This window comes from Pseudomonas sp. LB3P25, from assembly GCF_054897985.1.
Map to the genome: position 1 here is coordinate 1,616,710 of NZ_CM142711.1, position 16,440 is coordinate 1,633,149.

At 57.2% G+C, this 16,440-nt stretch carries 6 protein-coding genes; 5 read left to right on the plus strand and 1 reads right to left on the minus strand.

All coding sequences use genetic code 11. The features are described from left to right. Positions 1–156: 156 nt before the first annotated feature. A complete protein-coding gene (locus ACYZTW_RS07025; protein WP_462004285.1) occupies positions 157–516 on the plus strand; it encodes a PilZ domain-containing protein in 360 nt (119 codons plus the stop codon). A gap of 154 nt (positions 517–670) precedes the next feature. On the opposite strand, the gene ACYZTW_RS07030 is transcribed toward ACYZTW_RS07025, so the two are convergent. Then, a complete protein-coding gene (locus ACYZTW_RS07030) occupies positions 671–1,042 on the minus strand; it encodes a DUF6124 family protein (RefSeq protein WP_462004286.1) in 372 nt (123 codons plus the stop codon). Positions 1,043–1,500: 458 nt separating this feature from the next. On the opposite strand from ACYZTW_RS07030, the gene ACYZTW_RS07035 reads away from it, so the two are divergent. The 4 genes from ACYZTW_RS07035 to ACYZTW_RS07050 all read left to right on the plus strand — a co-directional run bounded on the left by ACYZTW_RS07035 (position 1,501) and on the right by ACYZTW_RS07050 (position 16,440). Then, entirely contained in the window at positions 1,501–4,272 is a 2,772-nt protein-coding gene (locus tag ACYZTW_RS07035) for an Ig-like domain-containing protein (RefSeq protein ID WP_462004287.1), read from the plus strand. Between the two features lie 123 nt (positions 4,273–4,395). Beyond that, positions 4,396–7,968, plus strand: a complete 3,573-nt coding sequence (locus tag ACYZTW_RS07040; protein ID WP_462004288.1) for a Tc toxin subunit A — start codon at positions 4,396–4,398, stop codon at positions 7,966–7,968. A gap of 77 nt (positions 7,969–8,045) precedes the next feature. After that, positions 8,046–12,155: a Tc toxin subunit A-related protein gene (locus ACYZTW_RS07045; protein WP_462004289.1), complete on the plus strand. Its 4,110-nt coding sequence runs from the start codon at positions 8,046–8,048 to the stop codon at positions 12,153–12,155. Continuing rightward, positions 12,148–16,440 (plus strand): hypothetical protein, encoded by a 4,293-nt coding sequence (locus ACYZTW_RS07050; RefSeq protein ID WP_462004290.1) that lies wholly within the window; start codon positions 12,148–12,150, stop codon positions 16,438–16,440. Before ACYZTW_RS07045 ends, ACYZTW_RS07050 begins: the two co-directional genes overlap by 8 nt.

Here is a 16,440-nt window from a genome sequence, read left to right on the forward strand (position 1 = left end):
TAACACCTGTGATCGGCAGGAGTAAGCGACAGCGGCGTTGTGGACTGTCGCACCGGGATCGGGGAGAGCGCGCCTAGGCCTCTGTATAAAAAGAAGCAGGCCCGTTCCGAAGCATTAGTGCGGCTCTGCTTAAGAGCCTTGCTGGGCCATTTGCGCATGTTCACTGACCGCCGGATCGAGCGGCATCAACTGCCGTATTTTCTAAGAGTGTTCAACAGCGTCACCGACAAACCCATCGGCTTTCTGGGCAACGTGTCCGAAGACGGGCTGATGCTGATCAGCCAGTTGCCGATGATGATCGGCGCCGATTTCGATTTGCGCCTGAAAATCCCCGCCAGCGACGGCATTCAGCAGGTCATTGATCTTCAGGCGTGTTGCCTGTGGTGCCATGAAGACACCACACCTCACCACTATGACGCCGGGTTCAGCCTGCAACGGGCACCGCCAGAGTATGGGCAGTTGGTCAGCGCCTTGAAGCAGTACTTTAGTTTTCAGCCGTTGCCGGCCTCTGCCTGAAAGTCCGCAACCTGTAGCAGCTGGCGCAGCCTGCGTTCGGCTGCGCAGCAGTCGTAAACCCGAGATGCACGGTCTACCTGATTCACCGCGAGCTCTGATTTTACGACTGCTACGCAGCCGAACGCAGGCTGCGCCAGCTGCTACATATCTATTGCTATGTCGTTTTGATCGCCATCTCGTTCTCCAGCGACCTTTCCACCAGCAACAACCCCAACTCACTCAACTGATAAATCGCCATCGCCAGATGCCGCGGCTTGTCGTCCAGGCTTTCGGCCAGGTCGAGCAGCAGAATGCTGACCGACGAAAAGGTTTCGTAGGTCTGGATGGTCAGGGCTTCGGCGTTTGCATCGGGGACGACGGTGAACATTTCCATGGCGCGGCCCTTGGATGAACGGAGGTGGTTGATGTCGGGTTTGAGGTAATGGTCGAGCGCCTTGTCGGCGGCGGCGTGGAGCTTTTTTGAATTGAGGGTGGCGTAGGGGGAAACCGGGTCGGTTTCGGGGGGATTGGGTGTTGCTTTGAACATGATCGTTGCCTCTATTAGGGCTACCACCGATTCGCGACTAAACGAGATGGGTGGCGGCTGTACGCAGGTTAGTCGACCGGGAGGCATACGAATTACCGGCGCGCCCGAGGGCGCCCTGCGCACAGCCACCATCGAGTGCGGGGATAGGGAATACCCGACTTGATGATGCTTATGCACCTACATATACCTACCGGGCGACTAAACCCGGCCGCTGATTGGCAGCGACGCGGATCAAGTTACGGGGCAGGGCCAAGGCGCACAAGCCGGCGGATTCTGGCGGATGTGTAGTCCGTTGCGCAAGGCGTTGTAGTCACTCGATCCGCATCTGAATGAACAGCCCGAAAGGGCAGGAAGCAGCCTATACCACTCGTCGGGACTGTCAGTTTTTACAGGTGTGGACAAAAGGTCTGGAGGGGTAGAACTCGCCTAACCGCGAATGCCCTTAGGAGCTGAAGATCATGACTGATGAAAAAGACGAGTCGCTGTTTCCTAACCCTCAAGTGGTCATAACGGAACCGACCGAGGGGCAAGTCGTGCGTTACAACTATTTTCCGGTCAAGGGGCGGGATGGCTCTATCTGGGTCGATGTCTATAAGGTGTTACCAAGCGGCCGGGAATTACTAGGAGGTTCGATTACGCCAGCCGGTTTGTGGATGGTGCCCGTTTACCTGCCTAATGGCTCGTATGCCATTTGTGCCGGATTCGAGTCCAACATGTCCAAGACGATCAACATTACGGTCAATTCGGTTTCTACTGGTCCTCGCATTACCGTTCCAGAGGGCGACGTCGTTGGAAACATACAGTGGCTCACCATTAGCGGAAAAGGTGCGACGCCGGGGTATAGCGTTCTTGTGCACAAGGACGGGGGGTACATTGGTAACTCCGAGAATGTTCCATCCGATGGAACCTGGAGTTTCGGAGTCGACATAACAAATTTCCCTGCCCGATTCGGGATTGAGGTTGGACACCTCGGTGGTCCTACCTCCGACGAACGTACCTTTAGCAAGTTGGGTGTGCCAAACATTCTCATCCCGGGCGATGGGGACGTTACCGATGTGAGGGGGCCGATATCGGGTGATGGCGGTGTTTCCAGAGCCATTGTCGAGGTACTCAAAGACTTTGAGCACTTGACCAAGATCGGGCAGGGAACTGTAGGGACAAACGGGGAGTGGAGCATTACGACTTTCGATGAAGAGATGTCTCCAGGTCCGTTTTCGATTGTTGCGCGGCAAATTTTTCAAGGGCTCCCTTCTGCCCCCAGCGCCCCCAAGACGTTCAACGTTCGCCCACCCAGAGTCGTGTTACAGCAACCCATTGTGGACGCCAACGGCACCGTCACCATCAAAGGCACCGGCCATGTCGGCGCTGATCTTGATATTCACTATGTCGACGATCCCAAGGTTCTGCACACGTTCAAGGTGACTGAAACGCCATGGACCAAGCCGTTCCCTAATTGGTTACCGGATACTTACAGCATTCGCGCTCGTCAATGGGTCAAGGGGATTGGTGACCAGCCGATCTTTTCCGAGTGGACCCTTCAAACGGTCACTTTCACAGTAAAAGTCCCGCCGCCCACGCTCACGCATAACGTAGGTGTCGACCAGAAGCCTGTGTTCTCCGGTGTGGGTAATAGCTGGGTCGGTCAACCTGCGGCCCAAGTCGAGGTGCGCCTTTCCAATACTCCCGCCCCTGTCGTACCGATTGCCACCGTGGAGGCCGGGCGATGGTCCAGTGCGGCGGCCGAGCCGTGGGCGCCTGGTACCCATCGAGTTGTGGCGCGGCAACTGTTCCAGGCGACTGATAAGCCGAAACTTGAATCTGACTGGACATCTGAAATATCCGTGGTCATTCGGGCCCCATTGCCCTCGATCGACACCATCACCGAAAACGACCGCTCCCCGGAGATCGCTGGCACCTGCTGGAAAGGTGCGGTGGTCACGCTCTTCTTCAGCGACAACCCGACAAAACATCTCGTGCTCAACATCGGCAATGAATGGAGCTTCAAGCGCCCGCAACCTTTCCAGCCAGGATCATACATCGTCACGGCAACTCAAACCTTCGGCGGGCAGACGTCCAATGAGGCGACCAGGAGCTTTACCGTTAAAGTTCCAAAGCCGGTTATCAAGCCGATAGCGGTGCCGGTAGGCCAGAATCCAGAGATTGAAGGCAGCGGCGGAGTGGCCGATGCGGTGATGACGATTTTCGAGTATGTCACCGAGTCGCCGCTGGGTGATGCACCCGTGTCGGGGGACAACTGGTCGGTGCAACTCAATGAGCTCGAGTTTCGACGCTATGACATTTATGCGGTGCAGACGATCAATGGACTGCCCTCTGAGCGGAGCGAGCGTATCCAGTTCGAGGTAATGCTGCTGCCGCCCGTCGTCGACACGCCGCAAGCGCAGGACAAGGTCGCGCGTACGTTCAGAATCGAAGGCCACGCCAGTCGTGCGTCAGGTTCGGACGTGGCGCAAGTGCATGTGTGGCTGGAGGGCGGGACTGAGCCATGGGCGCGTATTCGGGTGAAGTACGACGGTACCTGGCGTTTCGACGCTACCTTGCCGTTGGGAACCCAAACCTTGAAGTTCAAACAGTGCTTCAAGGGAAAGGAGTCTGTGTTCAGCGAGGACCTTGTTATCAGGGTTGTGCCCGCCAAACCGCTAATCGAAACGCCGGCTAACGGTGAAGCCGTCGAGTCACGCCTGGCGATTTCCGGTTTTGGCTTTCCGGGCGATACGGTTGGCGTAGCCTTCGCGGACGCCCTTGATGTGGAACTCGGCTCCACCAAGGTATTGCAGAACTGCACTTGGTCGTTGTGGCTCTCGCTTGAGCGGCCGGCCGGCCATCCTGAGTTCGTGGCTCAACAGCGCTTCGGGGACTACCTTTCCGGATGGACAGCGTCTCGTGCGGTTGAACTGCGTACCCATCCACCGCAGTTTACGGCACCGCTGCCCTGCCGATGGGTTGAGAGCAAACCGACGTTTGCCGGCACGGCCGGGGTGGGAGGCGCAGTCTTCCTGTATGCCTGGTTCGATCCAGAAAAAATGCTGGCCAGCAACAGCGCTGTCGGCGAGAGCTGGGAAGTGACACCGACGCGGGATTTGCTGCCGGACGAGCATTGGGTTCGTGCGATACACCAAGCGGGCGGGGAGGGGCAGACATCTGCTACGGCCGACAGTCCTCGATTCGAAGGGTTGCCCGCTAAGGAACGCGGCGCCGATTCGGCTTCGTGATATCCCGATAAACGGTAGCGTATACTGTCATTTATGACAGTAGACGCTGACCCTTGGGTATCACATTCTTTCCCAGCAGATGTTAACCCGTGATCGTTTATTCAACCCCGGAGCATCAGGACGATGGACACGCCGAGTCGCCTTGCCAAACAGTTCTACGAATCCGTTTTCGATACGTCCGAGCGTGCGTCTTTGTCTGCGCTCAATCAGTTTTTCGAAGAGGAGGGGTCGGTGTGCGTGCTGGCGCAGAAGGGCGTTGATGGCCTGGTGAGCGAGTACGGTGTCAGTCGTCACAAAGCGCAAGCCTTGCTGGAGCGAGTCAACCCACTGGCGACCCTGGTATTGCGCCGTTTCATCGACCATGAACGAACGGGTGTCACAGGGGAATGCAACAACCGATCAGGATGGTCTGGCCTGGTCAGTGGGCCGACCTACACCTGCTTGTTCGACCCCAAGTTCGATAACCTGTGCCCGCCGCAGGCTATTGAAGCCATTCATTCGCCTGCGGCTTACGCGGTCTTCCTGGGGCATTGGTCACAATACCGGCTCGGTCTTGTCGATGACACCGCATTACCACTGAAGGGACGCCGCACAGACCTCGATCAACTGCGTGTCGACGTTTCCACGGTCAACGGCAGCGTGTCGTCGGTCGAGGTCGTCACGCAAGTAATGGAAACCTTTATCGAGCAGAGCATTGGCCAGATCCAGAGTATCGATAAAGCCTTGAGTCTACGCCGCTATCCGAACGGCCTGCCTTTTCACCGGCCTTGGGTGACACTCGACTACGTGGCTCGGCAGAGCGCGGAGTCGGTCGGCAGCGTGAGACGGCTATGCGATCCGCACTTTCCCTATTTCCTTCATGGGGTGCCCTGGAGTGATGAATCGGATGCGGCGTTATGCCTGGCGGTGAGGCTGAGTGTCGAGCAGAGAACACTGCTGACAGAAGCGCCGCATTTCCCTCCCGATGAAATCAATGAACCCTATTTCAAGCACAACTTTGGTTTGGTGAAGGTCGAGCCGCAAAACCTTTTTCAGGTGGGGATCTTCAACGATAGAACGAAGCTGGATCAGCCGGGGATCGAGGCGCTTTTATCGATCAAGGATTTCGTCACGACCTTGTCCGGTAATGTTGTTCCGAAGTTTGCCGAGCCGATTTCCGGTGCGCACTCAGGCTCGGTATTTATCAATGGAGGCTCCTTCCCGGCCATTTCCATTCGGTTTTATGAAAACCGCGCCCTGAACATGTTTGACGACAGTAGCCGCGCCCGAATTGACCGGATGAACCGCAAGTTACGCCTGGACAAATGGCTGGCGTTGCACAGTCATGAAGTCGACGCGCTGCTCAGCGCGGCCATCGACGCCGAAGACAAGGCACCCGAGACGCCCCCCTGCTGGATAACGAACAATACGATTCGTGCCCTGGGTCTGTTCCAGGAATTAAGGGAACGCTACGAATGCACCGCCGAGGATTTTTCGGCCTTTGTCCGCCACATTTCCATCTTCGGACGAGGCACCCAGGCCGCGCAGTTCGATCGTATTTTCAATGAGCGCACGCTGTTCCCGCGGCCTTTGAAAGTCGATGATGGTGAGTTCCCGATCATCCCGCTGACTGAAGCCCACATGCTCACGATCAACCAGATACGCAGTGGTCTGGGCATCGACCTGGAAACTTATCTCTACCTGGCGCAACTGATTGCCAATGTGCACGGGGTGACCGCATTGCGCCGCAACGTGCCGATCCTGTCCAGTTTCTATCGGATGGTGAAATTGCCGCGCTTGATCGGGATCACGCCGATCGAGGCCATTGTCCTGCTCAAAACGTTGGGCTTGCGTGATAGCTGGCTGAATGCGCTGGCGGGTGTACCACGGATCAGCGCCGATCAGGACGGATCGAAGCAACCCGATGTGCTTAGTGTCATTCATGCTTTGGTGGACGGTGTGCGCTGGTGCCGCGAAGCCGACCTGGCGGTGCATTGGGTGGCGCAACACGTGCAGCCGATCATCGTGCCGGCACGACCGTCGGACGCCGAGTTCACCCTGTTTGCACAGTTGATGAGTCAGATTCCGCCCGCGCTGTTGACCGAGGAACTCTTGAACGTGAGCGGTGTGCCGCTGCTGCCGGGCAACCGGCAATGGCTGGATGTACTCAAGGCGCTGGTGGATGAAAAGGGGTTGGTGCTGCATTTCGCCGAGTCGATGGCTCTGCCCTACGAGACTTATGCCAGGGACATGATCGACAGGGCAGTTACGGCCGCGATCCCGGATCTCGACGAGCGCGAACGGTTGTTGATTGTCGAGAAAATTATCGGCGTTGTTCTGCGTTGCCGCAGTGGTCAGCACGGCGTCGTTCAGGAAGGTCTGGGCGGGTATGCCCGCCTGGTTTCGGAACGGGTGCTTCTGGTGTTGAACTGGTCTGGTGGAAGTGTGCACCAGGTGCTGACACAGGTCATGTCACGCAGTGTGGTTGATGAAGTAACAGGGGCTCGGCGTCAGGACTCCGACATTCCGGATGACGCTTTGCTGGCCCTGCTGGCCGAGTTTTTGCGACGCAGTTCGGTTGCCCGGACGCTGGAACTCAGCCCGGCCTTTTTGAGGTATTACCTGGAGGAGCGGCGCAAACATAGGCTCGGCCAGCAGCAGGCTCAGGAATTCTCACTCGCGACGCTGTACCACCTGACCGTGTACAAGCGGGCGCAGGCGTTGACCGGTAAACCGGAAGAACAGTTACTTGATTATTTACAGCGGGTGAATGCGCTGCCAGACAATCTCGTCGGCGATGGCAAGACACTGGTTCAAAACGCGGCGGCGAAGTTGCTGGCCGAACTGTTTGCCTGGAGCACTCGGGAAGTCCTGGTTTGCGCCTTCCGTGTGAGTCCGGACGAAGGTTTGATTCGAACCGTGGCGCAGTTGGATTTGCTGCTGCGTGTTCGGGCATTCGCCAAGCGCAGCGGCCTGGACGCCGAAGCAATTCTGGCGATGGGCACGCTGATTCAGGAGGGCAGCTATGAGCATTACGACGCTGTGGCCGAACGAGTCACCGCCAGCCTGACCGAGCCGGGTAATCCTGCCATTGCCGACGATATCGGATCGGTGGAACAGGACGTGCTCATGGACGTTACGGTTAGCCCCGCACGCTTGATCGCGAATAAACCAGACCAGTTTGCGACGTACACCGTGATGGTCAAAAACCGCGCCGGCACCCCGCAGAAGAGGGTCAATGTGCACTGGCAGTCGACGCTGGGGCGCCTCTCAGCCCCGATGACCACCACTAATGACGATGGAACAGCGACGGTGAGGTTGTACGCCGGTGCGGTCATGGGGACGGCCATGGCGTTCTATGAACAGGATCTGGGCGAGAAACAGGTGGGGCCATCGGTGGACATCGGCTTCGACCAGGCGACGCTGGATCTGTATGACAAGTCGGAGGTGCCGGTGGAGCCTGTTGTCGAGACACTGGTTACGTTGTCGGTCACGTTACTGGACAACTATCACAACCTCGGCGCTGATCAGACGGTGGAGTGGATTCTTGAGCCGCTGTTTCAGCCTCCGATCCAGACAACGACTAATAGGGCAGGCGTTGCAGAAGTCACTTTCACCAACGCAGAACCTCAGACCGTTAAGGTCACGGCCAAAATTCTGGCCAATGGAAAAACAAGTCTCTTCAGAGATATCAAGTTCATACCCAGGCCCGAATAAGTTCAATGATTCGCTGAAGGGCGCGGCGTCCTCCTGTTGTCTGGACCACGGCTCTTTCAAACTGACAGGAGACGGAAATGGTCAAGCAACAGATGGGTGAGTTGGCCGCGTTACGACGCAACGCCTTGATTGATTTTTGCATCGGCATGAAGGATGTCGACGAAAATGAGGAGGAGCAGTCACGTATTCACTCGCTCGACGATTTGTTCGAGTGGCTGCGCACGGATCCTGCCGACAGCGATCAGGTCATGACCTCCTGGATCGCCGAGGCGGTGAGCTGTTTCCAGCAGTACATTCATGCGGTCTATCAGAAACTGGAGCCCGGTTACACCGGACGGGAGTTCCCCCAAAAGGATTTGCAGGACTGGGACATCGCCAGTAATTACCCTGTCTGGGCCGCCAGCCAATTGCTCAAATGCACGCCGGAAGACTACATCACGCCGTATGCGCGTATCCGCAAGACCAGCCTGTTCAAGGCACTTGAAAGCAATCTGAATCAAACACGTTTGACCACCGACTCCGTGCAGCGCGGAGTGCAGGAATACCTGAGGGTGTTCGAAGAGACCTGCAATCTGGAAGTGCTCAGCGGTTACGTGGACGGGGCTGATCCGCGTGATGTGGATTACTACTTTCTCGGTCGTGAACGCATCGAGCCGCACCGTTATTTCTGGCGCAAGGCAGCCATCGAACTCGACGTTACGTCCGTTGCGGTGAACCCGGCGGCCTGGGGGGAGTGGCAACCGGCCGATATCGCCGCCGAAGGCCAGGTACTGGACAGTCGACTGGTGTTCTGGGGCGGGCGGTTGTGCCTTGTGTGGGCGCAATGGCACAAGGCATTGCTCTCCACTGAAGGCGATCTGCAAAAGCCGCATGAGTTGGAACTGAGCGTGGCGTTCATCGCTTTGAACGGGCAATGGTCACCCCCCGTCAGATTGCACCTGTCGCAGTACGCTACCGATGTATCGAAAGATCTGAGGATGGTCGCGGTTGCGCTACGCGATGTATTTGATGTCGCGGATCCCAATGGACGCTTGGCCGTGCATGTGACCAATGGTGACAATACGGCAGCGCACGCCACGCCCGTGGAAATCTACGAAACCCGCGACTCGCTGTTTCGTAAGATGCCGGACGAAGGACCTGTAATGGATTACCTGGCACTGGAGGCATTCAGTGATCGGCTCACGGTTCAGCAGGCGATAGCGCCCGGTGAATTTCCGTCCATGACCAGAAGCGTTACGGCGGCAGGCACATTAACGGACCACTACATACTCAAGACTAGTGTTGTGCGTTGGAACAACATGGAGTACTTGCGTGTTCAGGGGCATTGCACTCGGGTTGACCCTTTAGGGGCCGGAACCAAGCAATCGATTAAGCTGGAAGTGAAGTTTTCCTCCGGAACGGACCCCGCTCCGATTACCGGCGATTATTCTGATAATGGGGGCTGGTCCACACCCTGGATACTCATTGAGCGGGCATCAATGGCCAATACCACGGTCACCTGCACCTTGGGTGGCGCGGGGGTTGGAACCAACACCTACACAATCAAAATCGTGACTGCACCCGTCGCACGACCGCTTCCTTTGTTGCATAAAACCAATGCCCAAGGGGCGCAGTTTCTGAACTTCAATCAGCCTGAGCCACAGTTGAAGCTCAAGTACGTACGGTTGAACACACTGATCGGTGCCGAGCTGGTATTTCGCGCCAACCTGTCGATGGACGAAGTACTCGACTGGACGACCCAGTTTCCCAATGAGCCAGACCTGCCGGTCGGAACCGAGCCCAATGGCCCCTTCGACGGTTGCAACGGTCTGTTTTTCTGGGAGCTGTTCTTCCATCTGCCTCATCTGGTGGCGTCCCGGTTGCGCGATGAAAACCGCTTTCTTGAGGCCCAGCAGTGGCTGCATTACCTGTTTGACCCGCAGGCCCCGGCCGATGCAGCAGTCGAGGTCAACCCCAAACCCGAGTATTGGCGCTGCCGTCCGCTCAACGTCGACCAGGGCAATATCGGTTGCGAGGCGAATGCGCCCACCGACCCGGACGCGATTGCGTATTCGTCGCCCTGGTACTACAAGATCGTGATTTTTCTCGAGTATGTCACCAACATCATTGCCTGGGGCGACTGGCACTACCGCCAACTGACCCGTGACAGCCTCGCGGCTGCCAAGCTGCAATATGTGCGCGCCCAAACCTTGATGGGACCAACGCCGGATACCCGAAGCCTGAGCAAATGGGAGCCGGCCATTCTGGGCGACCTCGTGAAAGAGATTGCCGAGAAGCCTGATTTGCAGATGTTTGAAAAAGGGCTGGTACTGGACGCAGGCCAGTTACCGGTCAGGGCTGATCATTTCGAAAACCCGGGTGTGATCGGCACGAAATCGTTCAAATTGCCGGTCAGCCCTCGCTTGCTGGACATTTATGGATTGCCGGCCAGACGCATCTTTAACTTGCGCCACAACCTCACGCTGGATGGTAAGCCGTTATCGATACCATTTTTCAGTCCACCGCTGGATCCAAGCGCCCTGCTGAGCAGTCTTGCAGCAGGCGGCACGGGCTCCGCGCTGCTGATGGGCGGGCAGTTGCGGGTGGCGGCGTTTCGCTGGCGGGTGCTGTTTGACTCGGCGATGCGTGCGGTGCAGTTGCTGCAGGAGTTCGGCAACCAGGTGGTGCGATTGCTTGAACAACAGGATCGTGCCGAGCAAGAAGAAGTTCAGCAACGGCATCTGGTGGAACTGGGTGGCTTTGCACAAAAGGTGCAGGACGAAACCATCGCGCAGCTGCGTGCCAGCCTGACCGCATTGCAACGCAGCAAGACGATGACCGAGGAGCGCCGTTTGCACTACGAGACGCTGGAAAGCGAGCACATTTCTGATGCCGAATATCAGGTCATGGCCAGCATCGATGCGGCCAAAACCCTGGCAGCCACCAGTACGGGGTTTCAAACGGCAGGCGCAGCCATTGATGTAGCACCGACAATCTTCGGGTTGGCGAACGGTGGGTATCAGCTGGGCAATATCCCCAGAGCCATTGGCTTTGGCATTCAGATCGCCTCGGAGATCCTCCTCAAGAACGCTGATAAAACCCAGACGTCCGAAAACTATCGTCGGCGACGGCAGGAATGGAGGCTGGCTCGTGATCAGGCGGCGGCGGAAATCAATTCGATCGATGCACAAATCGAGTCTCAGGAACGGTCGATCGCCGCAGCCGAAGCTAGCCTTGCACAAACCCTCAGGGCCAATGCCCAAGCAGTGAGCATGTTCGAGTTCCTGAAAAACCGGGCCAGCAATCTGGAGCTGTATCGGTGGCAACTTGGTCAGCTCAAGACCTTGCACTATCAGGCCTACGATGCCGTTGTCGGTTTATGCCTGAGTGCCCAGACCGCCTTGCAGGCAGAAACCTGTGAATTCGGTACCGGGACGATTCGCCCGGATATCTGGCTCGACAGTCGCCACGGGCTGACGGCAGGGGACTCTTTACGCCTGGATCTGCAGCGAATGGAGGCCAATTACCTGCAACGCTACGAACGGCGCCTTGAGCTGGTCAAAACCGTTTCGCTGCGTCAACTGTTTGAAGATACCTCGGATTCGCAAGAAGATTTCGACTGTTGGGAAGACGCGCTCGACGAGCTGCGGAATAAAAGTGGAACCTTGAGCTTCAATCTCCGCCAACTGCTGTTCGACCGTGACTACCCGGATCATTACTGTCGCCAGATCAGTGCCGTGGAAGTCACGCTGCCGATACTCAAGGGGCCCTTCGAGGATGTCCGGGCGACCCTGTTGCAGGTAGGCAGTTTTACCGCTACCCAACCCTCGATCCCGTCGTTGGAGTACCTGCATGCGCCGGGGGATTCGACGGCTCCCACGGATGTATTGATCAACCTCGGCAGCGGCCAGCAAGTGGCCTTGTCTATCGGGCTGGATGATACCGGGATGACGACCCTGAAACCCGATGAAGGCTTGCTCAACCCCTTTGAGAACACCGGGGCTGTATCCCGTTGGCAATTGACATTCCCCTGGCGCGAACGGCCACCACAGGCGGCCATGCTGTCTTCGCTGACCGACATTGTGATCAGGATCCGTTATACGGCCAAGGTTGCTGCTGATGCTGCGTTTGCGGCAAAGGTTCGTGATTTGGTGAAACTGGCCGATCCGAAACCTGCTACTCCTTCAAGGGTAAACCGCCATGAATAATCCCGCTCCTGGTACCAACACCAACCTGGTAGCCAATGGCGATTTCAAGCAAGGCTACGACGACTGGGAAGACGTCACTAACCCTGATGGCGTCGACATTGGAGAAGATGACTGGGGAGAGGAAAGACTCAGGTACGTGAGTCTTAAAAACCAGGCGTCGGTGTGTCAGGTGATTGAGGTGCCAGGCGATGATGACCCTGACGCGCGTTACCACCTGACCTTTCTATACGAAACCCTCCACCTGTTACCTGGCAAGGTGCTGGTTGCCAAGGAGGGCAGCGAGCAGGAGATCGAGATTGAACTGCCGCCTCGTCGTGAGCCTCAAGACTCGTCAGCGCCGTTGCTACTTGACCTGATTGAACTTGAACAGTATCTGGACCTCGACCTGCAAGCAGGGGATCAGCTGCGCATCACGCTGATCAGCCCGAAAAATGAGCCAAATGATCGTGTTTCGAAGGTGATTTTGACCCGCATCGAGCTGCATCTTGAGCTTACACCGTTGCAATTGGCGCAGGTGGTCAACGATGGGCAGCGATTCTCACCAGAGCAGACGCTTTATCTGTGCATAGGGGCTATGGGGGATGCTCGGCATGCACTGCATTTCGAGCCACTCCAGGGCAGTCCATGGGCAGGCCTGCCAGCAGCATTGTGGAGCAACGATAACCCGCAACAAGCGATCAACACGCTACCGGCGCTGGGAGAAAATCAGCCGTTCAACTTACCGTGGTTTGCCGATTGTCCGGTGCTGCAGGGCGACGCGCCCTTTCTGTTCACGTTGTCGATTTACAGCAAGTACACAGCTGCCCCATACCTACTGAGCGTTTCGCTGGGGCACCATCGGTTGAAGCTGAACGTGCTCAAAGGTGCCGCCTTTTGGCCGGTTCTGGGGCAGACGGTGCCGCTAGAGGTCCAGGTGTTATCGCACTACACCGGCAAGCCGGTTTCGGGTGTGGAGGTTACCTGGCGCCTGGGTGTGGACGTTCTGCATAGCGGCCCCTCCGATGGCGAAGGGAAAGCGGGTTTCGACTACACACCCGACAGTGACGGGCTGCAGACAATTGAAGTATCGGTGCCGAGTCCTTACTACGAAGCCCTTACAGAGCGGGAGTCGCTTGAGATCCGTGTGCTGAAGGACGATCCATTGAAGACGGTGCAGGTCCGGTTTGAGGGTGGCGAAGCCGCTGTCTGGGGCGAAAAAACCGGCTATCCCGATCGCGGGAGCAGCTACTCGTTCAGCGTCATCCTGCCTGAGGGCAGCCCGTTACTGGGGGATCAAATCGCCGTGCGTTGGGGCGAGGGCGGGTACTTGCCCGAAGATCTGGACATCACTTCGATGCCCGATTTTGGCTGCTTGATAAATGCCGAGAGCAACGAGCTGGAGTGGACGCTCGACTGCGGCGATAGGCTGGATGCGCGATTCGGGTTGTTTCTCTCCAATCCACGGCTGCTTCGCGGCTCCCGCGATAACGCCATGTCGTTGGCGCGCAACAACTACAAAATCGGCGATTGGCGAGAGGCCAACAAGTCGCCGATGGTCGATGAGGGGGACAGCGTGCATTGTATGTTGCAATTGCTGACGCCAAATGATCAGCCAGCACTCGATGTCTCGGTCGACTGGGTGACCCCCCGTGGCACGGTCACCACGCAGACCGGTATCGGCGGCTGGGCCAGCGTGATCGATAAACCGACCGAAGCCGGATCCTACGAAATCGTGGCGAAAGTCCAGTCACGCATAGGGGCTGCTCCACTGGAGCACCGCTTCGCGATCGTCGCGCGGGAGAACAGTGGATGGAAGAATGAAATCGATTTCTCTCTGGATACGAAAATCATTGATCGAGGTAAATGGGGCATTATTTGCCGGCGTGGCGCGACCCATACGTTGCGCATCGATCCGAAGACGCAGGACAGTCCGTTTATAGGCCATTCGATTACCCTGAAATGGCAGGGCGGTGTCGACCCGGAGTTGGGGCTGGTTTTTGACCCTCCTTTGGGCGGTACCCACACACTGACGAAAGCCGGCCTGGAATGGAAGGTAATATCTGGTCGTGACCGCAGCGGTTTATTTGAACTGGAGATCGGCAGCAGTTATCTGCAGGAAGCACGGGAGCTTTCTGGCCGTTTGATCGGTTTGAATGTTGAAGACGAGGCCACGCTGGTGTTCGATCAAATGCCTTCGGCGTTTGGCGAAAAAACGCTGTATCCGTGTTTGGGATCGGTTCATGTTCTAAGCGTTCTTCCCCATGCGTTCAGTCCTCTACAGGGACTGGAGCTGGAGTGGGCACTCGACGATCCGCATCCTCCGGGTCTCGTCATCAGTCCAGGAAACGGCGAATCTCAGGTCATCACCGCAGGGGGCGTTCAGTGGGAACTGGATTGTCGTGGTGTGCAGGAGCCGGCAGTGTATGGTTTGTACCTCCATGGTACGGACATCGTGCAGACGGACCAGCGTATTGAGCTCAAGGTTGACCATAACAAGCTCAAGATCGGTGCCGTGCGCCCGGCCGCAGTGGATCCCGTGTTGAGCAAAGGCGAGCGCGCCCGGTTGGAAGTTCAGTACCTGTCCTGGTTCAGCGATTTGCCAGCCGCTGGCATGGCGGTGTCGTGGAGCGAAGCGGCGGGGCCGCTGCCGTCATCCGTGACCGATGCCGGCGGCTGGGCCGGGTTAGATTATGAACCAGGATCCGCAGGGCTCATCTCTGTGGTGGCGCAGAGGATCAATCCCTATGACGCCAGCGTTGCTGATCAATCATTCGACGTGAATGTACTGGCTACGGATCCCTGGCTCGATCTCAAGGTTAAAACGGAGGACACGAACGGCGATTGGGGGACGTCAACCTTCTTCCCTCGTCGCAACCGTGAGTTCAATCTGACGTTGTCGGCCAATGAGGGCACCTATCTACATGGTCGAAGCGTGGCGTTGGGTCTGACGGGCACCGGCCCTGAGGCATTGACGCTGGCGTTTGAGCCGGTTGCACTGGGCGCATACCGTTCCTTTGCCAATGGCTTGCCCATCACCTTTAAATCCGGTGGTGTGGGGGATGGCGGTTGCTCGTTTCGATTGGCGGCCTCGCGGCTGCTGGCGCTATCTCCCCCCAATGCGGTGTCATTAGGGGCGGGATCCAGGGCCATAAAATTGTCTGCCATCACCAGTCGATTGCAGGTCATTGATTGGGGCTCTGTGTTCGAAGCCAGAGTAACGGTAGTGTCCGTTTTTTCGGGTAAGCCAGTAGTGGGCGTGCCGATTGTCTGGAGTGGGTCAGATCTGGAGCCGGTGTCTATGCAAACCAATTTCTACGGTGTGGCAACGGTTCGCTTTACGCCGACTATTGCCGGATTGGGGCAACTGACCGCTACAGCCGGTGATGACCAGGCTTCAGACTCGCTTTCCCTTTCCTATACCGTGAATGCACCACGACAGATTCTTGAGATAGGTGGCCCTGATCTGATCGGTTATCCGGGCGAGGAAGTCAGTGCCTATGCGATTGTGGTGTCCGGCCATACCGGCAAGGCGCTGGAAGGCGTGGCGGTCGACTGGCGATTCAAGGGGGTGTCGCTGGAGCCAACGGTGACTGATGTTGATGGCAAGGCTTCGATCCGCTTCAAACTGCCCGATGGTGTCGGTGAACGGGCGCTAATTGCCTCGGTGGGGGGAGGAGTTATAGGGAGAGAGGCGGCTCGATTGGTGTTTGAGCTATCGCCCGGCGAGCCAGTCATATCTTCTCTGACCTGTAACAGACCCGTTACCTATACCGGGTATGAAGTAAACGCTCGGGTCACGGTGATGGGGGCTTCCACAGGCAAGCCTATGGAAGGCGTCAAAATCAAATGGAGTTTTGCGGGGAATCCATTACCTGATTCAGTTACCAATACAGCGGGTGTCGCCTCGGTTAACTTTGTGACATCCGGTGTCGGTGAATATGAGTTGGTGGCCTCTCTGGATTCCGGCTTGCCAGGCTCGAAAACACAGACGATTAAGGTCAACGCTCCAAAGGAGTCGGTGTTAGCGGGTATATATGCCTTGCCCGCCATTATCCAGATGGGGCGGTCTTCGGTGATTTCGGTGCGGGTTGTGGGGGTGCCGATTCCGACTCCGCAGTCAGGGCGCAGGGTCGACTGGACCATTAATGGTCAGCCCTTGCCGTCGACGTACAGTAATGACGAGGGCTGGACCAATTTTGAATACCGTGGCACCGGTCCCGGCGACATGAAATTTGAGGGCGTGCTCAAAAACCAGAGCAGCACTGCAAAAACATCCCTTGTCCTGAAAGTCATCGCGTCGCTATGA

What these genes read in the sequence shown, in the direction of transcription:
- ACYZTW_RS07035 (WP_462004287.1), top strand. Translation starts at nt 1,501, where the DNA reads ATGACTGATGAAAAAGACGAGTCGCTGTTTCCTAACCCTCAAGTGGTC.
- ACYZTW_RS07050 (WP_462004290.1), top strand. Translation starts at nt 12,148, where the DNA reads ATGAATAATCCCGCTCCTGGTACCAACACCAACCTGGTAGCCAATGGC.
- ACYZTW_RS07030 (WP_462004286.1), bottom strand. Translation starts at nt 1,042, where the DNA reads ATGTTCAAAGCAACACCCAATCCCCCCGAAACCGACCCGGTTTCCCCC.
- ACYZTW_RS07025 (WP_462004285.1), top strand. Translation starts at nt 157, where the DNA reads ATGTTCACTGACCGCCGGATCGAGCGGCATCAACTGCCGTATTTTCTA.
- ACYZTW_RS07045 (WP_462004289.1), top strand. Translation starts at nt 8,046, where the DNA reads ATGGTCAAGCAACAGATGGGTGAGTTGGCCGCGTTACGACGCAACGCC.
- ACYZTW_RS07040 (WP_462004288.1), top strand. Translation starts at nt 4,396, where the DNA reads ATGGACACGCCGAGTCGCCTTGCCAAACAGTTCTACGAATCCGTTTTC.